Source organism: Nannocystis exedens (genome assembly GCF_002343915.1).
GTDB classification, from domain to species: Bacteria; Myxococcota_A; Polyangia; order Nannocystales; family Nannocystaceae; genus Nannocystis; species Nannocystis exedens.
In genome coordinates, this window is the sequence record NZ_NETK01000001.1 from 2,526,233 (window position 1) to 2,547,264 (window position 21,032).

The 21,032-nt window shown below is 73.5% G+C and carries 17 protein-coding genes; 8 read left to right on the top strand and 9 right to left on the bottom strand.

The genetic code is table 11. The annotated features are described in order from the left end of the window. Positions 1-544: 544 nt before the first annotated feature. The 6 genes from NAEX_RS09835 to NAEX_RS09855 all read left to right on the top strand — a co-directional run bounded on the left by NAEX_RS09835 (position 545) and on the right by NAEX_RS09855 (position 8,064). Positions 545-955, top strand: coding sequence for a hypothetical protein (locus tag NAEX_RS09835; protein ID WP_096327249.1), 411 nt, complete (start codon positions 545-547; stop codon positions 953-955). 337 nt (positions 956-1,292) lie between these two features. Next, complete coding sequence (locus NAEX_RS47575) at positions 1,293-1,610, top strand: hypothetical protein (RefSeq protein ID WP_100793246.1); 318 nt, start codon at positions 1,293-1,295, stop codon at positions 1,608-1,610. A 55-nt stretch (positions 1,611-1,665) separates the two neighbouring features. Further along, on the top strand, positions 1,666-2,241 hold the full coding sequence (locus NAEX_RS47580; protein ID WP_170135605.1) for an RNA polymerase sigma factor: 576 nt from the start codon (positions 1,666-1,668) through the stop codon (positions 2,239-2,241). Continuing rightward, positions 2,219-2,479 carry a hypothetical protein gene (locus tag NAEX_RS09845; protein WP_096327251.1) on the top strand — a complete coding sequence of 87 codons (261 nt, stop codon included), beginning with the start codon at positions 2,219-2,221 and terminating at the stop codon, positions 2,477-2,479. The genes NAEX_RS47580 and NAEX_RS09845 overlap by 23 nt, the downstream gene beginning before the upstream one ends. Then, positions 2,479-3,321, top strand: a complete 843-nt coding sequence (locus tag NAEX_RS09850) for a mechanosensitive ion channel domain-containing protein (RefSeq protein ID WP_096327252.1) — start codon at positions 2,479-2,481, stop codon at positions 3,319-3,321. Before NAEX_RS09845 ends, NAEX_RS09850 begins: the two co-directional genes overlap by 1 nt. A 255-nt stretch (positions 3,322-3,576) precedes the next feature. Next, entirely contained in the window at positions 3,577-8,064 is a 4,488-nt protein-coding gene (locus NAEX_RS09855) for a serine/threonine-protein kinase (protein ID WP_170135606.1), read from the top strand. A 67-nt stretch (positions 8,065-8,131) separates the two neighbouring features. On the opposite strand, the gene NAEX_RS09860 is transcribed toward NAEX_RS09855, so the two are convergent. From NAEX_RS09860 to NAEX_RS09870, 3 genes are all read right to left on the bottom strand, one after another. Next, complete coding sequence (locus tag NAEX_RS09860; protein ID WP_096327254.1) at positions 8,132-9,388, bottom strand: S41 family peptidase; 1,257 nt, start codon at positions 9,386-9,388, stop codon at positions 8,132-8,134. Positions 9,389-9,485: 97 nt separating this feature from the next. Then, the gene (locus NAEX_RS09865) at positions 9,486-9,908 is read right to left on the bottom strand and encodes an anti-sigma factor family protein (protein ID WP_096327255.1); all 423 of its coding nucleotides are present in this window, start codon (positions 9,906-9,908) and stop codon (positions 9,486-9,488) included. After that, entirely contained in the window at positions 9,898-10,452 is a 555-nt protein-coding gene (locus tag NAEX_RS09870; RefSeq protein WP_096327256.1) for an RNA polymerase sigma factor, read from the bottom strand. The genes NAEX_RS09865 and NAEX_RS09870 overlap by 11 nt, the downstream gene beginning before the upstream one ends. 134 nt (positions 10,453-10,586) lie before the next feature. Between NAEX_RS09870 and NAEX_RS09875 the strand changes: the two genes are divergently transcribed. Beyond that, positions 10,587-11,615, top strand: coding sequence for a hypothetical protein (locus NAEX_RS09875; RefSeq protein WP_096327257.1), 1,029 nt, complete (start codon positions 10,587-10,589; stop codon positions 11,613-11,615). Between the two features lie 350 nt (positions 11,616-11,965). Here NAEX_RS09875 and NAEX_RS09880 read toward each other — a convergent pair whose 3' ends face one another. Further along, positions 11,966-12,958, bottom strand: coding sequence for an AraC family transcriptional regulator (locus tag NAEX_RS09880; protein ID WP_170135607.1), 993 nt, complete (start codon positions 12,956-12,958; stop codon positions 11,966-11,968). A 135-nt stretch (positions 12,959-13,093) separates the two neighbouring features. Here NAEX_RS09880 and NAEX_RS09885 point away from each other — a divergent pair, with 135 nt between their 5' ends. Continuing rightward, on the top strand, positions 13,094-14,122 hold the full coding sequence (locus NAEX_RS09885; protein WP_096327259.1) for an aromatic ring-hydroxylating oxygenase subunit alpha: 1,029 nt from the start codon (positions 13,094-13,096) through the stop codon (positions 14,120-14,122). 87 nt (positions 14,123-14,209) lie between these two features. On the opposite strand, the gene NAEX_RS09890 is transcribed toward NAEX_RS09885, so the two are convergent. The 5 genes from NAEX_RS09890 to NAEX_RS09910 all read right to left on the bottom strand — a co-directional run bounded on the left by NAEX_RS09890 (position 14,210) and on the right by NAEX_RS09910 (position 20,704). Then, on the bottom strand, positions 14,210-15,235 hold the full coding sequence (locus NAEX_RS09890) for a hypothetical protein (RefSeq protein ID WP_096327260.1): 1,026 nt from the start codon (positions 15,233-15,235) through the stop codon (positions 14,210-14,212). A 610-nt stretch (positions 15,236-15,845) separates the two neighbouring features. After that, positions 15,846-16,154 (bottom strand): hypothetical protein, encoded by a 309-nt coding sequence (locus NAEX_RS09895; RefSeq protein WP_096327261.1) that lies wholly within the window; start codon positions 16,152-16,154, stop codon positions 15,846-15,848. Positions 16,155-16,160: 6 nt separating this feature from the next. Next, complete coding sequence (locus NAEX_RS09900; RefSeq protein ID WP_096327262.1) at positions 16,161-18,218, bottom strand: MYXO-CTERM sorting domain-containing protein; 2,058 nt, start codon at positions 18,216-18,218, stop codon at positions 16,161-16,163. A gap of 118 nt (positions 18,219-18,336) precedes the next feature. Further along, the gene (locus tag NAEX_RS09905) at positions 18,337-20,025 is read right to left on the bottom strand and encodes a metallophosphoesterase (protein ID WP_143140950.1); all 1,689 of its coding nucleotides are present in this window, start codon (positions 20,023-20,025) and stop codon (positions 18,337-18,339) included. 115 nt (positions 20,026-20,140) lie between these two features. Next, a complete protein-coding gene (locus NAEX_RS09910; protein WP_096327264.1) occupies positions 20,141-20,704 on the bottom strand; it encodes a superoxide dismutase family protein in 564 nt (187 codons plus the stop codon). Between the last annotated feature and the right edge of the window lie 328 nt (positions 20,705-21,032).

A 21,032-nucleotide genomic window follows, 5' to 3' on the forward strand; every position in this document is an offset into this window, starting at 1 on the left:
CCGTACGCTTCGAGGTCCGCCGCGAACCCGGCGTGGAAGGGCGACCCCCTTCACAGGGCGCGAGCGCCGGCTCGGGTGCTCACGCGACGCCCGGGGGGCCGGGCGCTGCCGCTCGTCCCCGCCCCCACCGCGCTCCGCGAGCCGGCCTGCGCGGTCTCCCGGCGATGTCTGCGGGTTTCGCCGGACCGGGCGCCGCGGACCCCCTCGTCGGCAGACCCGCGCGCGCCTGCCCGCCTGCAGCGCGGTGGGCGGGCGCCCGCCCGCGCCCGCCCGCGACCCGCGTGAAAATTTTTTGTGACCCGCAGGGCCCGGGCCGTGTGCATACGGTAGGCGGCTCGACGCCCGTCCCCGGCTCATACAGCGCCCCTCCCTTCACCGCGCCCATCCCCTCGCCTCGGCGAGGCGCGGGGCGCACCGCATGGCCCGCGTCCCGGGACGAGCGTTGACACACATCCTCGCCGCGCAGCACCCTCGATTTTTCATGTGACCCCATCGCCTCGAGCCGTGTGAATACGACAGACCCTTCGACGACTGACTTCCGATCATGCAACGCGTCATCGCTCCGCTTTTCACCGCTTTCCTCCTCTCGACCGCCGCCTGCGCCACCACCGTCCAGGCCCCCACGCACGCGCCCGCGCTCGGCTCCGACGCCAAGATCGTGGCGAAGAAGAACAAGACCGGCACCTACGCCGTGACGCTCGACGTCACCAACCTCGCGCCGCCGTCCCGCCTCGACACCGAGGCCACAGCCTTCGTCGTATGGCTCGTGACCGGCGATCTGCCGGCCGTGCGGGCCGGCGCGCTGGCCTACGACGAGGACAACCGCCGCGGCCAGCTCGAGGTGAGCTCGCCCAGCTCGGCGTTCACCGTGCTGATCACCCTCGAGAAAGATCCGGCCCCGGCGAGCCCCAGCGGCAAGGGGATCCTCAGCGCCGCCGTCGTCGCCCGTAAGTGAGTACATGTCCTTTTGGACATGAGGCCGGCCCCGGCCGGCCGCTGTTCGCTGGCACATTCTTTTCGCTGTTCGCCCGCCGCGCCCGCGCGCGGGCCGCTCGTCGCACCGTCGCGTCGATCCGGCCCTCGGTGCGGGCCATGGAGACGGAGCCATGAGACTTCAATCTTTACAGTTCGACGCGCCCCCGCGGACGCGCGACGGCGACGCCGCTCGCGCCGGTTCGGCCGCGGCGCGACGCCTCGCGCTGCGGTGAGTCTTTTCCCATGCACCCATCCGGCGGGACGCGCCGCGTGAGCCCGCGTCCTCTCCCCACCGATTCGAATGCGGAGACTCCAGCATGTCGATGCACCTCACGCCGCCGCATCGCAGCGCAGCGCTGCCCGCCGGCGGCGCGGCCGGCTCCACGCCGGCGCTTGACCTCGACCCCCCGGCCGCGGCCGGCGACGTCGATGGCGGCCTCCCCGTCCCCGTGCGGGAAATCGCGCGGCCCTGCCGGACCGCCGGCCCTCGCCGTCCGGGCGCCGCGCGGGCCGGTGACGCCGATGTCGGCGGGCCGGGCGACGCCGAATCGGCCCGCACGCGGGGCCCCGGCGACCCGCTGCGAGGCCGTCACGCGGCGCCGCGCGGCGGCCGCGAAGGCGGGCGGAGCGCTTGACATGCCGCGCTCGCAGGGCGAAATCGGGGCCGCCGGGGGACACCAGGGCGATTTCATGACGACCGAGCCCGACGACGCCTCGCTGGTGCGAGCGGCGGCCCAGCGCGGCATCCCGGGCCAGCTGGCCTTCGAGACGCTCGTCGATCGCCACCAGCTGTGGCTGGTCCGCCTGCTGACGCACCTGCTCGGCAACCAGAGCGACGCCGAGGACGTGGCCCAGGACGCGTTCGTCCGCGCCTTCCTGGCGATCGAGAGCTGCGGCGACGGGTCCCGCTTCCGCGGCTGGCTCCGCGTCATCGCCCGCCGCCTGGCCTTCAACCACCGCCGCGACTCGCGCGCCCGGGCCCGCTACGAGGAGGAGAGCGGCCTGCCGATGTCGCTCGCCGGCGAGACGATGACCGGCCAGCTCGGCGAGCGCGACCTGCTCAAACGGGTCCTCGACGAGCTGGCCTACCCCTACCGCGAGATCATGGTGCTGCGCTTCGTCGAGGAGCTCCCCCTCAAGGAGATCGCCGAGGTGCTCGAGATCGGCGAATCGGCGGCGAAGATGCGGCTCACGCGGGCGCGGGCCGAGTTCCAGCGCGAGTACGACAAGAGGGGAGGTCGACGTGGCGACACCGGACGAGCTTGATTCGGACTGGATCCACGGCGTCTTCGAGGTGCTGCGCGAGGAGCTCGTGTCGCTCGCGGCCGACTTCGGGGACCGCGTCAAGCACGAGATCGATCAGGTCGCGGCGGTCGAGGCGGTGCGGCCGCCCAGCGCGGTCGCCCTGCTCGCGTCGGTGGCGGTGGAGACCGGCAACATCGCCGGCTCGCTGCTGACCGCGAAGGCCACCGACGATTCACACGACGACGAGGAGGACCAGTGATGTTCGAGGATCTTGCACAAGAGGCCAGCCGGCTGCTGCCCACGGCCGCGCTGTTCGTCGCCGTCGTGATCGGCGGCCTGGTCGCGTCGGCGATCGCCAGCCGGATGACGCGCTGGGCGATCGAGAAGACCGGGCTCGACGCGCTGGCCGAGCGCGCCGGCGCGGCCCGGCTCCTGTACGCGATCGGCGTCCGCAAGGGCGTGGCCCACCTCGCCGGCTGGCTCGTGTGGGCCGCCGGCCTGCTCGCCACCGGCGCCGCCGCGGCCGACATCCTCGGGCTCGAGGCGCTGTCCGAGGGCGCCGCGGCGCTGATCGCCTTCCTGCCGCGCCTGGCCGCCGCCGGCCTCGTGCTGTGCGTCGGCGCCGGCATCGCCGGCGTGGTCCGGCGCGCCGCCGTCGGCTTCGGCCAGCGCCGCGGCGACGTCGACCGCCCCGAGCTGCTCGGCAACCTCGCCTACTACGGCGTGATGACGGTGGCGGTGATCGTCGCCGGCGATCAGGCCGGGCTCGAGACGTCGCTGGTCGAGACGCTGCTGATCGTGCTCGCGGCGATCACCGCGGCCGCGATCGCCCTGGCGTTCGCGCTCGGCTCGCGCCACTCGTTCCACAACCTCGTCGCCGGTCACTTCCTCAGCCGGCTGGCCCGCCCCGGCGACACCATCCGCGTCGGCGACGTCGAGGGCGTGGTCATCCGCTACTTGGGCGTCTGCGTGGTCCTCAAGACCGCCGACGGCGAGGTCGCCGTGCCCTGCAAGGTGCTCCTCGATCACAACATCGGCCTGTCGCGCCTCGGCGCCAAGGCCCGCGCCGACCTCGACAGTAAACCGCCGGACGAGGCCTGAGCGAGCGGTAAGGCGAGGCTTCACGCGGACACGCGTCCACGCGAAGCGGAGTTCGCAAACAGCGCCGCCGCGGCGGCGCGTATCGAAGCTGACAGTTGGATGCCCGCCGCTCTCGAGCGGCGAGGTCACGGCCGTGCGCGCCTCGGACGAGGTCGCGCGCCGAAGGAGTCGTTGCGATGTGCCACCCGATCAGACACGCGATGGAGCGGTGCGATGTCCTCTGAGAACCCCGAGCGAGGCTGGCATACTGGCCGCGTGTCGATCTCCGAGGCACAGGCGCGGAGCGCGAGGGCGGCGGCGATCACCGTCGAACAGAGCGCGGCCGGCCTGTCCGCCCCGACGCCCTCGTCGGCCCAGGCGATGACGCTCGCGGCGACGCACGACGACCTGGGCCTGGACGGCGGGCTCGAGCAGGCGCGCGTCGCCGAGGCCGACGCCCCCGGCGACCGGCTCGGGCGCTACCGCCTGCTGCGCGTGCTCGGCCAGGGCGGGATGGGCGTCGTCTACGTCGCCTACGACGAGCAGCTCGACCGCCGCGTCGCCATCAAGCGCGTGCGCACCGACTCGCGCGGCGGCACCGCCCACGGCCGGATCCTCCACGAGGCCAAGGCGCTGGCCCAGCTGTCGCACCCCAACGTCGTCCAGATCTTCGAGGTCAGCGCGTCGGCCGGGCGGATCTTCATCGCCATGGAGTACGTCGCCGGCCGCACCCTGCGGGCGTGGACGGCCCGCTGGCGCGAGGCCGGCGGCTCGCAACGAGAACTTCTGGACATGTTCGTCCAGGCAGGTCGAGGCCTCGCCGCCGCGCACGCGCAGGGGCTGGTCCACCGCGACTTCAAGCCCGAGAACGTGCTGGTCGGCGACGACGGCCGCGCGCGGGTGGTCGACTTCGGGCTGGTCACGTGGGGCGACCTCGACGACGAGCCCACGCCCGCCGACGGCGTCGACCTGCAGGGCACGCAGGTGCGGCTGACCGCGGCCGGGACGATCCTCGGGACGCCGGCGTACATGTCCCCCGAGCAATTCGCCGACCGGCTCGCCGACCCGCGCTCCGACCAGTTCAGCTTCTGCGCCGCGCTCTACGAGGCGCTGTGCGGGGTGCGGCCGTTCGCCGGCGAGACGTTCGCCGAGCTGCGCCAGGCGGTCCTCGCCGGCGCCCCGCGCGAGCCGGGCGAGCGCGTGCCCCCGTGGCTGTGGGCGGTGCTGCGCCGCGGCCTGTCGCGGCGGCCCGAGGACCGCTTCCCGGCGATGGGGGAGCTGCTCGACCAGCTCGCCAGCGACCCGCTGGCGGCGCGGCGCCAGCGCCTCCGCGTCGCCGGGCTGGCCGTCGCCAGCGCGCTCGCCTCGGTGCTGTTCGTGCTGCTGGCCGTCGAGCTGCGGCAGCAGTGGCTGCGCCGCCAGGTCGAGGAGGCGGCCGAGCGCTCGCTGGTGGCCACCGAGGCGCGGATCGCCGAGGCGCGCGGCGTCGGCGACGCGGCCGCGGCGGCGCGCGCGTTCGAGGCGTTCGTCGCCGACCCGCGCCACGACGGCACCCCGGCGCTCGCGCGCGCGTGGCTGCACGAGGCGGTGCGCCGGCGCGACGACGGCGACGGCGACGCGGCCCGCACCGCCTTCGCCTCGGCCTACGTGCGCGCCGTGGCCCCCGACGAGCAGCTCGCGGCGCTCGTCGGCCTGGCGCAGCTGTTCCGCGCCCGGCTCGACTGGGACGCGCTCGCCAGCCTGTTCCGCCAGCTCGACCGCGAGCACCCCGGCGCCGCGCCCGAGCTCGCGGCGCTGCGCCGCGACGTCGCGTTCGGCCGCCGCGACTTCGCGGCCGCCCGCGCCGAGCTGGCCCGCGGCGGCCCGGCCAGCGTGCGCGCCCTCGCCGAGGCGCTGGTCGGCGCCGGCGCGACGAGCTACCGCGACGTCGAGCGGGTGTACGTCGAGGCCGACCGCGTGCTGGTGCTGCCGCTGCACGACGACCCGCGGGCGGTCCACATCGCCGCGCGCGCCCCCGGGCTGCCGCCGGTGCAGGCGCTGGCGACCGCCGCGGGCACGAAGAAGCTCGAGGTGGCCCCGGGCACGCCGCTGTACGCGGTCGGCCGCGGCTCCGCCAGCGGGCAGCAGGCCACGCTCTACCGCGCCGACGCCGACGCCCTCGCGCCCGTGCTGACCTGGGACGAGGCGATCCCGACGGCCATGGCCGCGGCCGACCTCGACGGCGACGGGATCCGCGAGATGTACGTCGGGACAGGTACGGCGCGCGAGCTGATCTCGCTGACGCCGACCCCGGACGGCCGGTGGGAGCGCCGCGTCGTCTACTCCGCGAGCGACACGCTCGAGTCGATCCCGAGCGGGCTCGTGCCGGTCGACCTCGACGGCGACGGCCGCACCGAGCTGGCCGCGAGCTTCAACAGCTGGCGCGCCTACGACGTCCGCCTGCTCCGGCTCGACCCGGCGACGCGGACGCTGCAGACCGTCGCGCGCGACAAGCTCGGCATGGTCCTCGGGCTCGCGCCGCTGCGCGGGGCCAACGGCTCGCGCCTTTTGGTCGCCCACAACGCGCACGTCGACGCCAGCACCCTGGTGTTCCCGCCCGACCGGCCCTACGGCGACCCCGCGGGGGTGTACATCTACGCCCAGGAGGGCGACCGCCTGGTCCGGCGCGACCTGCTCGCGCCCCCGCTGCCGGCCGGCGTCTTCCGCTTCGACTCGTGGCCGCCGAAGGTCGGCGACGCCAACGGCGACGGCCGCGACGACATCGCCCTCGAGTTCGCGCACGCCGACCGCACGCACACCCTCTTGTACCTGCAAGAGGAGGACGGCGCGTTCACGCCGGTGCTGCTCGGCGAGCTGCAGGTCCTCGCGTTCGCGCAGCTCGACGACGACCCCGCCGACGAGCTGATCGCCAACGTCGCCGAGGTCGACGGCGGCACGCGGCTGTGGGTCGTCGGCGCCGGCGACGAGACGCTGGCCGAGGTCCCGGACCCGCCGGCGCCGCCGGAGGAGCCGGAGCTCGACGACCCGGCCTGGAACCGGACCTGGCGCCACGCGCGGACGCTGCAGGGCCTCGGCCTGCTCGACGACGCCGCCAGCGAGTTCGCCGACCTCGGCCACCGCGCCTCGCGGCCGACGTCGCGGGCCACGGCCTACTACACCGCCGCCGTGCTGCGCGAGCGCTCCGGCCGCGAGCGCGAGGCCCAGGCGCTGTTCCGCAGCGCCGCCGAGGCCCCCGAGCTGGCCGCCGACGCGCTGCAGGGGGCGATGCGGACCCAGCTCCGCCTCGGCGACTACGAGGGCGCGCAGCAGACCCTGGCCGCGCTCGGGCGCCTGCCCGCGCTCGCCGGCGACGTCCGCCTGGCGATCGCGCGGCGGTGGGCGCCGCTCGTCGCCGTCGGCCGCGAGCGCGTCGACCTCGCCTTCGACCGCCCGCTCGCGCCCGCGTGGACCCTCCACGAGCCGCTCGGCCTGCGCCACCGCCCCGGCGCGCGCAGCCTGGCGATCGCCGCCGACACCGCGGGCCCGCTCGCCTCGCTGCCGGTCGAGTGGCGCGGCGAGCTGATCGAGCTCGCCGCCGACTTCACCATCGACGAGACCGAGTGGAGCAGCGGCTTCGAGGTCGCGCTCGTCCCCGCGGACACCGGGCCCTCGGGCGCGCCGACGGCGTGGGTCGGCGTGCACACGATCGGCACCAGCCGCGGGGGCGTCGACGTCGCGCGCGTGTTCATGTGCGGCCTCGGCGAGCGGCGCCTGGCCGACTTCCAGCAGCCCCCGCTCGCGCCGCGCAGCACCGCCGTCGCCACCCGGCTGGCCATGCGCGTGTCGGTGATCCCCGCGCTCGGCGAGATCGCGTGCGAGCTGACCCTGCCCGACGGCACCTCCCGCACGCAGCGCGAGCCGCTGACGGGCGAGCTCCCGCCCGCCGGCCGTCATCGCCTGGTGGTGCGCACGTACCACGAGGACCCGTCGTGGCTGACCGCCGAGCTCCACCAGGTGACCCTGCGCGGCTTCCGGGCCGTCGACGAGCCGCCGGCCGACCCCGCGCGCGCGAGCCTGACGAGCGCGCTCGTCCGCGGCGACGCGGTCGCGGCGCTGGCGAGCTTCGAGCAGCTCGGCCCGCTCGCGCCGCCCGAGCAGGTGTGGCGCGCCCACGCGCTGCTGCAGGTCGGCCGCGTCGCCGAGGCGCGCGCGCTGCTCGGCCGCCTGCTCGACGCGCCCGGGCCGCTCGAGCCGGCCCTGCTGACCTGGCTGCGCGCGCAGCCCGGGCTGCTCGGCCCGCTGCTGCGCGAGCTCGACCCGGAGCGCTTCCTCGCCGCCAACCACGCGCTGTGGCGCATCGCCGCGGTCAACCACCTCGCCGACCCGCGGGCCCGCGACGCGCTGCTCGCCGTGCTCGGCAGCTTCGACGCCGAGACGCTGGCGCCCGCGGCCGGGTCCCCCGACAGCCGCGCCCGCGCCTGCGACCTGCTGACCTGGCGCGCCCGCGCCTACCTCCGCGCCGGCGAACCGGCCCCGGCCCGCGCCGACCTCGAGCGCGCGCTCGTCCTCGCCGCCGACCTCCCCCCCGACGCGCCGCAGGCCGCGGAGCGCTGGCTGCTGTGGCTCGACCTCGCCTCGCTCGCCGCCGCCGCCGGCGACCCCGCCCGCGCCCGCGAGGCGATCGACCGGGCGCAGGCCGAGAGCGAGATGCCGCTATTGGTCGGCGACGTCGTCCGCGCCCGCCCTGAGCTCGCGGCGCTCACCCGCGAGCCGGCCGGCGGCTAGCCGGCCGCCCCGGGCGCTGGCGCATCCTTCTGAACATGTCCTCGGAGACATGCCCCCTGAGCCATATTCACTTCACCTGGTCTTCGAGCCAGGTCCTGGCCACCGCCAGCGCCGCGTCGGCCTCGGAGGGCACCGCCTCGAGCGGGTCGGGCTGGGCCTCGGCCGCGACCGGCACCGGCAGGTGCGGCTTGACCCCCCGGCCCGGCAGCGGCTCGCCGCCGGCGCCGACGAAGCGGCCGGCGCTGAGCTTGATCGCCCAGCCGTTGCCGAGCTCGTGGATGCTCTCGACCGTGCCCTTGCCGAACGTCGGCGCGCCGATCAAGGTCGCGCGCTTGTGGGCCGCCAGCGCGTCGGCCAAGATCTCCGCGCCCGAGGCCGTCTCGGGCCCGATCAGCGCCGCCAGCGGCAGGTCCTTCCAGCGGCCGTCCCCCTGGGCCGCGGCCGCCTTGGCCGGCTCCCCGCGCATCGTCGTGGTCACGATCGCCTGGCCATCGCGCAGCAGCGAGCCGGTGACGGCGATCGCCGCCGCGAGCAGGCCGCCCGGGCACGCCCGCAGGTCGAGCACCAGCGCCTCGGCGCCCTGGGTCTGCAGCGCTTCCACGCCCGCGTCGAACTCGGCCGGCGTCGTCTCGGCGAACCCGCGCAGGCGCAGGTAGCCGACCTTGTCGCCGAGCAGCTTCGACTCGACGTTCGGGATCGCCACCGTCTGGCGCACCAGCTTCTCGTGCCACTCCTCGGTGTCGCGCTGGACGAACAGGTCGATGCCGGTGCCGGCGGGGCCGCGGATCTGGTCGACGATCTCGACCATCGGCTTGCCCTTGATCGCGGCGCCGTCGATCTCGAGGATCCGATCGCCGCGCTGCAGCCCCGCCGTGGCCGCCGGCCCGCCGGGCACGACGTCGCGGATCACCAGCACCCCCGCGATCTGCTCGATCATCACCCCGACGCCGACGATCGTCCCGCCGGTGCCGTGCAGCAGCTCGGCCAGCTGGCGCGGCGTCAGCAGCTCGTTGATCGGGTGCGGGGTCGGCGGCCCGAGCCGCGCCAGCATGCCCTCGACCGCGCCGGTGTAGAGCGCGCCGGCGTCGATCGTCGCATCGACGTAGTGCTCGGCGATCAGCTGGCGCGCCTTGGCGAACGCCTGCTCCGCGTCGGGCATCGCCTCGGTCTGCGGCTTGTGGGGCGCCTCCGCCGGCGGGGGCGCCGGCGCCTCGGCCAGGGCCGGCGCCTCGACGTTCGCCTCCTCGGGCGCCTCCGCGACGTCGTCGGTCGCCGGGTCGCAGGCGAACAGGGCCAGGGTCAACAGCGAGAGCGGTCTGCGCATGGTCACATGTCTCCAGAGTCAGGTGTGTACATTGGCGAAGTGACGTCGAACGGCGGGGGCGCGCGGCGAAGGCCGGTCGCCCGTCGAAGCGCGACGATCAGAGAATGGGCCGGTGGATCAGCGGCGGCGCGGCCGCGTCGTAGCCGCGCACCCGCGGGGACGTCGCGCTCGCCGGGTCGTCGCGCCCCGACGCGCGCACCAGCCACAGCGCCGCCGGCAGCACCAGCGCCGCGAGCACCGCGTACGCGGGCACCGGGCGCTGCACCAGCGCCAGGCCGCGCCGCCACCAGCTCGGGCGGAACGCGCGTTCGACCTCGGCCCGCAGGCGCTGGCGCACGGCCGGCGGCGGCGCCTCGTGGGCGGCCTGCAAAGCTCCGTCGAGGTCGGCGCGCAGGCGGCAGTACGCCACGGCACAGGCCGCGCATTCGGCCAGGTGCCGCGTCACCGCGCGGCGCGGCTCGGGCGCCAATTCGTCGTAGGCGTAGTCGATCAGCGACGCGTCGCACTCTTCACAGTTCATCGGCGGAGCCTCCCTCCGTCAGCAGGCGGCGAAACGCCTGGGTGGCGGCGTGCAGCCGCGATTTGATGGTGCCCTCGGCGACCCCCATGAGCCCGGCGATCTCGCGGTAGCTGAGCTCGCCGAGCTGCTTGAGCAGGATGAGCTGGCGCTGCGCCTCGGGCAGCGCGGCCATGGCCGCCTGCACGCGTGCGGCCTCGCCGAGCCGGGCGTCGGGCGGCGCCGCCTCGGCCGGCCGCAGCTGCGCCTCGGCCCGCTCGCGCAGCGACGCGTGGCTGCGTTCGCTGCGCTGGGCCATGAGACAGGCGTTGCGGGCCACCGCGAACAACCACGGGGCGAACCGCCCGCGCGCGGGGTCGTAGCTGCGATCGCGCAGCACCTTTAAAAAAGTGTCCTGGAACAGGTCGTCGGCGACCGCGGACTCGCCGACGATCCGGCGGATGTAGCCGTAGAGGCGCCGCTCGTAGCGCGCGTAGAGCCGGTCGAAGGCCGCCAGCTCCCCGCCGCGCAGCGCGACCACGAGCTCTTCGTCCGGGACCTCGGGCATCCTCGTCGCCAGGTATGCCCGAGCCGGCCGATTCGTTCGCCGGTCGGCGCCGACCCCTGCGAACGCCGGGTGCGCGAGCGCACGCCTCCGCGCGCCCGCGCCCCCGCCGCGCGCTCCTGATACTGTCGCCGGCGATGTCGATGCCCGCGCTCGCCCGCCCGCTCGCCCGTCCCTCGTCGCTCCTGGCGCTGCTGCTGGCCTGCGGCGGCGACGGCGGGATCACGACCTCCGACGCGGCGAGCACCGGCGAGACGAGCCCTGGCACCACCGCGGACACGACCGCGACGTCGTCGCCCACGACCTCGACCTCGACCTCGACCTCCGAAGACCCGACGTCGACGACGACCTCGACCACCACCGGCGAGCTCACCGACACCGGCGTCGGCCCGACCGGCAGCACGACGACCACCGGCGACCTCACCACCGGCGACCTCTCGACGACGACCACCACGACCTCGACGTCGACCACCGGCGACACCTCGACCACCACCGGCACCTCGACCGGCGACACGACCACCGGCGACACCTCGACCACCACCGGCGACACCACCGGCGAGCCGGGCGAGCTCGGCGTGATCTCGGGCGACTGCGGGCTCATCGACCTGATGGAGCTCGAATCGCCGGACCCGTTCGTGTTCACCGGCGCGATCGACTTCGGCGTGCTCGGCTACGACTACGACCTTTTGACCCCGGGCGGCCAGCAGATCTACGACGAGGGCAACCTCAACCCCGGCTCGCTGTACTCGGAGATCGTCGCCTACGAGGTGCTCGCGCGCTGCGAGATGGCCGCGCTGCTCAAGACCGAGGCGACGATCGTCTACACCGACCCGATGGGCAAGAAGACCGACTTCCTGGCCGAGATCGACGGCCTCAAGATCGGCGTCAGCGTGGTGCGGGCGGTCGGCTTCCCCAAGGACGCGCCGTGGACGGTCGGCCAGGCCGAGACGATCCTGAACGGCAAGCTCAGCGACATCCAGCTCAGCAGCGCCAACGTCGCCCCCGAGGACGCGTGGGTCAAGCAGATCCTGAGCGTCGTCGCCTACGGGCCGATGCACCTCGAGAGCCTGCTGACCGCGTACGAAGGGCTCGACCCCGCCGTCAAGGCCGACACGATCCTCGTCATCACCGTCACCGACGGCGACGACGCGTTCATCTACAACTGATCGTTCTGTCTGTCCCCAACGACATTCACACGCCGCGCCGCCTCTGCCGGCGGCAGAGCGCGAGCGCCGACATGTCCCCAGGACATCTCCTCGCCTCCGCCGCGCGGCCCTCGGGGCCGACCGGCAGCCGCACCCCGGCGCGATCATCGACATGTCCCTGAAGACATGTTATCACAGTCGCCTCCGGAGCCGGCCCGACAGCGGCACCCCGTGAGGACATACCTCATCTCCCCCCCCGCGGTTTGGCGCCGACCCGGTAGCCCGCGCGCGCCTCGACATGTCCCTCAGGACATATCCTCGCCTCCACCCCGCGGCCCGGCGCGACCGGTGACATGTCCCCGAGGACATGTTCACTTCTGGCCGCGCGCGCGCGCGCGGTAGCCCTCCGGCGTCTCGCCGGTCCAGCGGCGGAACGCCCGGAAGAACGCGCTCGGGGCCGAGAAGCCGAGCAGGTACGACACCTCGGACAGCGGCTGCGGGCCCGCGAGCAGCTCGGCCGCGCGCTCGCGGCGGACCGCGTCGACCAGCCCGGCCAGCGTCTCGCCCTCCGCCTGCAGCTTGCGCTGCAGGGTCCGCGGTGCCAGCCCGAGCTCGTCCGCCAGCGCGTGCAGCGTCGGCGCGCCGCGGTGCAGCCGCCGCGCCACCTGCAGCCGCACGCGCGCCCGCACCGAGCCGTCGGCCGGCAGCCGCGCGAGCTGCCCGCGGACGAACCGCTCGAAGAACGCGTGCAGCGCCGGGTCCGCGCCGGGCATGCGCAGCGTCAGCTCGGCGCGCGGCAGCACCAGCTCGTCGCACAGCGCCCCGAACTCGACCGGCCCGAGCGCGCGCCGCAGCTCGGCGTCGGCCGGCGGCCCGCGCCGCATCCGGACCGCCCGCACCGCCAGCTCGCGCCCGAGCCAGCGCGGCGCGTTGACCAGGAAGTCGAGGAAGGTGACCTCGGCCATCCACGCGTGCGCGCGCCGGGGCGGGCCGAACGGGTGGTAGCGCAGCGCCACCGCGTCGTCGCCGACCGCCACCGCCTCGTACCGCTCGCCCTCGGTGTACAGCGCCTGGAACGCGACGAAGCGATCGAGCGCCGCCGCGAGGTCCGAGCTGCTGCCCAGCAGGAAGCCGAGCGCGTCGAGGTCGCCGGCGTCGAAGGCCGCGACGAAGCGCAGGCTGGCGACGTCCCCGAGCCGCTCGCACACCGCCTCGATCAGCGCGTACACCCCGAGCAAGGGCACGCGCCCGTCGGGGTCGGCCAGCGCCGCCGCGCCCAGGCCCGTACGCGCGTGCAGGTCGTCGGCGGCCAGCCCCGTCCCGACGGCGAACGCGAACAGCCGGGCCGGGAGGTGCGAGCCCATGGTCGGCGCGGTCGCCGGGTGGCGCGCTCGGTCAGTCGATCTGGCGCGGTGCATGAATGCGGCCCCGGACCCGCCGCGCCACCCTGAGGACGGGCCGGGCCCCGCACAGCATAACCGGCCCGCGAGGAGCCACGCATGCGCCACGAACCCCTGTTCCAGATCCGCCGCGACCACGCCGAGTACATCGAGGACGCCTGGTACGCGGTCGCCCGCGCCCGCGCGGTGCCGCGGACTCGCGCGCTCGCGCTGCGCCGCTTCGGCCGCGCGCTCGCGCTGTTCCGCGGCCCGGGCGGCCGGATCGCCGCCGTCGACGCCGCCTGCCCGCACCGCGGCGCCGACCTGGCCGCCGGCCGCGTCGTCGACGGCGCCCTGCAGTGCCCCTACCACGGCTTCCGCTTCGCCCCCGACGGCCGTTGCGTCGCCGCCCCCTGCGAGGGCCAGGGCTTCCGAATCCCCGCCGAGCTCGCCGCCCGCACCTACCCCGTCCGCGAGGCCCACGGCTTCGTCTGGCTGTGGTGGGGCGCCCCGCGCGACGAGTATCCGGAGCCGTTCTGGCCGCCCGGCATGCCCGACGGCGAGGGCTGGAACACCGCCACCGGCGCGCTCGAGTGGGACGTCCCGCTGCCGCTGGCGATCGAGAGCAACCTCGACATTCACCACACCCCGTTCGCCCACCGCCGCGTCACGCCGGGCCTCGGCCACCGCCTCGACCCCTACGAGGCGCGCCTCGACGGCGACATCGTCCACAGCGGCGGCACCCTGCGGCGCGACGACGACCGCCCGTGGGACGGCCGCAGCGGCCTCGGCATCACCTTGAACTGCAAGTTCCCGGCGCTCGTGTTCGGCGAGTTCCGCGGCGGCCGCCTGCTGGTGGCGATGGCCCCGATCGACGCGACCCGCACCGCGCTGGTGTTCCGCTACCACCTCGACATCCCGGTGATCGGCGGCCTGCTGGCGCGCCTGGCCGTGTGGAGCGAGCTGCGCCTGGTCCAGCCCGACGACCTCGCCCAGCAGCGCGCCGTCGCCCGCTCGGGGATGCCGCTGCACGCCTGCCGGTTCGTGCCGTCGGACCGCGCGATCGTGCTGTGGTACAGCCTCTACCGCCGCCGCCTCGCGGCCCAGCGCGACGCTCGCGGCGAACAGAAGGACGCCGCCGCGAGCTGACGGGCCGCTCGTGACAGTCGAGACGACGCGGCCGCGAATGCCACGACTGGCTCGTCATCAGGGGCTCGCACGAGTACCTGGATGGGTTCAGGCCCGCAGAGAGGCGAACCGGCGAGCGCCGTGCGCCTCGACATACATTATGGATGCAGGCGGATACTCGCCGAGAAGGTGCTCGTCGGTCCGCTCCGCAATCCAGAAGTCGTACACGCCCGCCTCGAGCAAGATCGGCGCCTGGAAGAGGGGCACCTGCGTCCCGATCCCGGGCGGCCGGTAGAGCGGCCCGAACCCCCACCAGTCGTGTTCGAGCCCGTCGACCATGGCGGGGAGAGAAGCCTCATCGATCGGCGTGGTGAGGCAACGCGTCATCGCGCCGCCGTCGGCGGACGTCGTGACCTCGTACATCGCCGTCACCGGCACCTCCACCCGCCAGCGCCGCCAGAACTCGACCTCGCCGTTCGCGAGGTAGCGCCCGATCGAGTGGCCGTCGTCGCACGACATCTCGCCCTCCCAGCTCACCCCGTCTTCGTGCCACTCGAGCGCCTCCGCGCCCTGGCCGCACGCGAACGGACCCACGCCGGGATAGTAGTCCTTGGCGTCGGTGACGTAACCGGCAAGGAGCCCCTCGCGCGCGACGCCCAGGACATCCTCGCAGACCGCAGACAGCTCGGCCTCGGACATCCCCGGCCTGGTGCGTGCGTACATCTCCAGCGTCGTCGTCATTCCGTACTCTTCGAGGAGCCAGCGCACGAAATGCCCGGCAGCCTCATAGACCGTGGTGTTCGTCCCGACGGGTTCGAACAGGTAATCGCCCAGCTTCTCCCGCGAGCCGCGCATCCTGCCATGCACGGTCCCCTCCGTGGCTTCCGCAAGACCCTCTTGCAACAGGTTCAACGGCCTGGCGCGCACCGGATGCGCATACGCATGTCCGAGCTCATGAGACGCCGCGCCCCAGGTCGTGTGGACGACCGGCGCATCCCAACATCCCGCCACCGGTTCGCTCTCAAGGTCCAGACACGCGTCGATCGTCGCGTCGTCGGGGTACATCATGAGCCACGTCGGTTCGCGCAGCTCTCGCCCTGCCTCCTGCTCCAGCCAGCGAAGCTGTGCGTCCATCAGCGCGAGGTTCCCTGAACAAAGCTCAGCCGGGAAATCGCTGGCGACCTCCAGCTTCTCGGTCGAATACTGCGACTCGGACGGCGGCTCGAACGGAGGGAGAGGTGGGTCTCCGCATCCCGCCAAGATAGGGCACGACATGACAAAGCACCAGCTTCCCACGCTTCGCGGTCCACTCGTGAAGTTTCGGTGCGTCATGGCTTCACTGAGTGGTAATGGTCACCGACACATCCGCGTCGACCGTACTGTACGTGATATTTAGGGCGAGGACTCCAGCAGAGTCGCTCCCGTTCACCTGATCGACGACGAAGACGACATCATCGATCGATTGCCATCGGGCCTCACAGCCCCGGTAGACAGGGTGACGTGGAATACATCAGAGGGAAACGACACCGCCGTCGAATTGACGAGCCCCAGGACGGGCTCCAGAAGCCGCAAGGGGACTCCCGCCACCTCGACGTCCAGGGGCGGGCCGACATCTGCGCCCCTTGCTCCCGGCGCTGCAGAGCTTCAAGCTGCAAACCGATGACGCGGGCCGGGGTCCGGCGCCCGCGTCATCGTCGATCCTCTCGGTGGATCAGGTGCTGCGAATCAGGGCTCTGAAGGGGGATCAGGCCCGGGTGGCGGCGAAGCGGCGGATCTCCTCGCGGAACCACGAGTCGGCCTCGTCGGTGAACTTGTAGTTCTCGCGGATGTACGCCATCGTCTCCTTCTCGATGTCGGTGTACTTGCCGCCGTCGGTGACGGCGCCGATGAGGCGATGGGCGTCGGCGAGGGAGATCCGGCCGTCGCCCTTGCCGGCGGTGGTCTGCTCGGCGATCTCGAGCATCTGCTTGTCGTACTTCTTACCGTCGATGATCTTGTAGTACGTCTCGGACATGGTGCCGGGGACGATACCGAACATGGCGGGCTCGTGCATGTCCGCTCATCGCCGGCGGCGACGGGCGAATGCGAGCAGGGCCAGGAGCATCACCGCCGGCGGGCGCGAGGCCGCGCGGCAGCCACAACCATCGTTCGAACCGTCCGAGCCGGCGGTCGCGCCCGAATCGGTCGAGCCGTCGTTCGCCGTGGCGTCCGTCGAGCCCCCGCCGGTCGGCCCGTCACCGGTGGTCGCGGTCGTGGTCGGGCCGGAGTCGCCGCCCGACGGATCGGGCCCGTCGGTGGGATCGCTGCCGCTCGTCGGACCATCGCTCGTCGGGCCCCCGCTGGTATCGGGGCCCTCGGTCGTCTCGCCGTCCGACGTCTCGCCGTCGGTCGTGTCGCCGCCCGAATCGCCGCAGGCCGGCGGCGGCGTGACCTCGTCGACGCCCTCGGGGCGCAGGCCGTAATGCGGCGCCGCGCAGCCGGCCTCGAGCGCGCCGAGGTCCGGGGCCGCGCCGAGGAACCCGCCGAAGCCGGTCAGCGGCGCGCCGGCGTCGATCGCGAATGAACTTTGGGACAGGCTCACGTCGACCTCCTCGACGACCGGCATGTAACTGGTGGGCGCGACGTAGCCGCTGGCGAAGATGTCCGCCGTCAGCAGCGTGCCGTGGGCCTCGAACACCCCGGCGGCCTGCATGCTGGCGAAGTCCGGCCAGTCGCCGGCCGCGTCGAAGTCGAACTGCCCGTCGGGCCAGTAGCCGTTGTAATCGATCTCCGCGTTGTCGATCGGCAGCCCGAGCAGCACCGTCTCGCCGTTCTCGGGCTCGGCGCGGGTGACGTAGAGGTTGTTGACCAGGCGGAAGTCGTGCGCGGTGTCGGTGGTCAGGACCTGGTTGGCGCGGTTCGGGCTGACGAAGGTGTTGTGGAGAATCACCGCGCCGACGGTCTCGCCGGTGTTGCTGTTGGCGTGCAGCTTGGTCTGCTCGTCCTTGACGTTGACGACCACGTTGCGCAGGGCGTAGGCCGGCCCGCCGAAGATCGGCTGGAAGCTGAGCGGCGCGTACGAGTTCAGCAGCAGGTTGCGGAACGCCCGTGTGTTGCCGGCCGAGCCGTCGAGCTCGATCGCGTTGTCGTAGGCCGAGCGGGTGATGTTGCCGTAGACGTCGATCGCCCGCGCCCCGTCCTGCGCCGTCTTGATCGCGTCGCCCCAGCCGACCAGCTCGTTGTGGCAGACGACGTGGCCGAAGCCCTGGACGACGATGCCGTCGACGTTGGCGTTGGCCCCGCCGTCGTCGGAGTAGACGTTCGGCCACGCCAGCGGCCCGTTCAGCGTGTTGTCGCAGATGTAGAAGTCGAGTTGGTCCTCGCGGGCGCCGATGCCGAGGTTCACGTCCTCGATGTGGACGCGGCGGACCACGTTGCCCTCGGCGCCGGCGGTCTGGAAGCGGATCGCCCGGTTGGCGTTGCGGATCGTCAGGCGCTCGACGTGCACGTGACTGCCGTAGACCTCGATCACGTTGCCGCCGGCGCCCTCGCCGTCGAGGATCGTGCCGGCCGTGCTGGCGCCGCGGAGGACGATCGGGTCGTCGGCGGTGCCGCTGCTGTCGATCGACCAGGTGCCACCATAGGTGCCGTCGGCCAGCTCGATGACGTCGCCGGGCTCGGCCGCCCCGAGCGCGTCGCCGAGCTGGCCGGCGTCGCTGACCTGGATCACGTGGGGCGCCGCCGGGTCGCCGGGCACCGGCCGCGTCGTCGCCGTCACCGTCCACGTCTCGTCGAGGCCGTCGGGGTCGACGGCGCGCAGCTCGAGCTCGTAGGTCGTGTCGGGCCGCAGGTCGAACACGCTGCCGGCGAATTGCTGCGGCACCTGCAGGTTGACCACCTCCGGCCGCACGCGGTGGAGCGGCGCGCCGACCTGCCACTCGGCCTCGCCCATCGCCCGGTAGCGCAGCTCGATCGCCGCGTCGCGGTCGTCGTCGTCGCCGATCAGCACCTGCACGCCGAGCGTCACCACCGTCGGCCGGTCGAGCACGGTCTCGACGATCGTCAGGGTATCGGCCGCCAGCGCGGGCGCGGCGGTCAGGACCAGCGTCGAAGCAGTGAGGAGCGGAACTGTACGCATGCCCGGGCAGCGTAGACAAGATCCGCGGGCGGTTGCGCCCGCGGGCGGGGCGCGGCCGCGTGGGCAAGCCCGGGGCCTGCGTCGACTGGCGCCGGCAGTCGCGGGCCCACACGCGCGATCATTCGACGTCGAGCTCGATCGTGTACTGCTGATCGCTGCCGAGCAGGTAGCGGTCGAACAGCGGCGAGTAGCTGCGCACGTGCATGGTCTTGCCGTCGGGCAGCAGCTCGAGCAGGCGCAGGTAGCCCTCGCCGCCGAGCTCGCGCATCTGGTAGTTGGCGAGCATCTGGTGCACCACGTTGCCGCGGTCGGTGACGCTCTCGAGGTAGCCGGTGCCGTCGCCGAGCACGTGGCCGTTCAGCGTCAGCACGAAGCGGTGGCGGCGGACCAGCTTCTGCCACAGCTCCTCGCCGTCGTTGACCCCGCCGGGCGTGTCGTACTCGTGGGGGTTGAAGTCCTGCGGGAACGAGGCGTCCTTGTGGTCGTAGCGGCGGTCGTTGTTGTTGAGGTACGCGTGGGTGACGAAGATCCCGAGGCGGTCGGGGTGCTGCTCCATCACCGCGTTGGCCCAGTCGATCACCGCGTCGCGCGGGCCCCACTCCAGCATGATCGCGATCCACTCGTGGCCGCCGGCGGAGAACAAATGATAGGTGTTGTCGAGCTTGCCCTCCTCGAAGGCGCCGCCGAAGCTCGGGTTCAGCTTCGCGTCTTCGAAGTCGAAGTGCTCGTTCATCAGCGTGTCGCGGGTCGACGCGTCGCCGGACGGCCCGTAGTCGTGGTTGCCGGGCACGATCCCGTACGGCACGATCCCGTCGAGCAGGCTCATCGAGCCGCTGGCGCGCCGCCACTCGAGCTCGGTGTTGTTGTTGACGATGTCGCCGAGGTGGAACGCGTAAGCGATGTTCAGCGCCTCGGCGTTGCGGGCGATCCACGACGTCTGGGCGTCGAACACCCCGGGGTAGCGGAGCGAGTACACCTGGGTGTCGGGCAGCACCGCGAACACCGTCGAGCCGGCGGTGAACGGCAGCGACTGCGGCGGCGGGGTCGGCTTGATCGGCGAGGTCTTACGCACGCACACGCCCTCGACGTGGGTCGCGAGGTTGGCGAAGAAGTGGGTGATGAACGCCTCCTGCTGCAGGTCCGAGCCCGTCGGCGCGTCGAGCGGCAGGCTGGCCAGCACGATCCGCCCCTGGCCGTAGGCGCCCTCGAGCAGGGCCCCGTTCGAGCCGTCGCCCGCCCCGGCCAGCACCACCTCGAAGCCGCCCTGCTCGACGAACGCGTCGCGCCCGAGCTCGCCGCGCCAGGCCAGCCGGCCGCCGTCGATCTCGACGCCCGCGAGCAGCGGATGATCGGGGTCCAGCACCTCGAGCTCGACCAGCTTGGCCGCGCCGCGCCGCGCCGTGTGGGTCGTCGGCAAGAACGGCGGCACCGCCTCGGCGTCGGCCGACTGCGCCAGCTCGAGCAACACGTTGGCCTCGTCGACGAAGAAGTACAGGTCGTCGGCGTAGCTCTGCATGTACTCGGCGTATTCGGGCAGCTCGCTGGCGCCCGAGCCGAGCACGATCAGGCCGTCGAGGCCCCACGGCGACCGGTCGAGCGGCAGCGGGTCGACCGTGAAGCCGGCCGCCTCCAGGCGCGCGCTCAGGGCCTCGAGCTCGGGGGCCATCACCCACGCGCGCGGCTCGCCGTTGCCGCAGGGCACGTGTGCGGCGTTGGCGAGCTCCGGGGGCATGTCCACGTGACAGGCCGCCGAGAAGACGTATCCACCGAGGAAGATGCCAGCGCGCATGCTCCGCCGAAACGCCATGCACCGAGCCTATCAACGCCGTGCATCAGCCCGGCGGAGGCGCGGCAATTTTTCGCCCGCGATTGTCACGACCACGTGCCGGTACGGCGGGCCGGATCGCGGGCCCTCCTTGCGGCTATGGAAGGATCGGCTGGGTCGTGCCCGACAGCGCGCGAATCACCCCACACGCCAGTCGGGCCCCGGAGTTGCCGTCCGGGTCGGTCAACAGATCGTCGGGGTCGGCGTGGACGATCACCGAGCGGCCCAGGACCCCGCGCGGCCCGGTGTCGAGCGTGATCACGTCGGTCGTCATCGCGATCGCGGCCCGCCCCCCGGCGTCGGCCTTGATGTTGCCCAGGTCGCCGAGGTGGTGCTCGGGCCCTCCCGGCCCGCCGTGCTTCTTGTTCTGGGGGTTGAAGTGCTCCCCGGCGCTGCTGCCGTCGGCGGCCGAGCAGTCGCCGAATTCATGAATGTGGAATCCATGCAGTCCGGGCGTGAGCCCCTGAAACTGCGCGCGGACCCGCATGCGATTGGGCGTGACCCGGGTGAACTGTACGGTCCCCCGCACGTCGCTGCCGCCCAGCGGCTCCAGGGTCGCCAGCGCCGCGCCCTCCTCGCCGCTGGACGAGGACGAGCAGGCGAGCGGCCCCAATAGCGAAAATAGTGAGAGCGCGACGGTGAACGCTGACGATTGGCGCATGTGTGGACTCCTCGATCGGCAAGCGTGGGCCAAGCCCCGACACCGGCAACCTCGCGCGCGCGACGATCCGCCCGCGGCTGGGGTCGCTCGCTCGCCGCGCCCTACGACCCTGTCGAGTCCGTCAGATGGGGCGCAGCGGCGGCTCCGCAGGTCCGACCGTGGAGGGGACGATCTCCGCCGCGCCGCGCGGGCCGCGGAAGACCGGCCGGCGCCCGCGACGGCCGCTGGCCTGGTCGCTGCCGGAGGCCGCTGGAGACGGCGCGCGAGGCGAAGACATGTTCGCAAGGACAGGTCGACCCCCGCCGTCGCCGGCAGCAGCGCCCGGGCC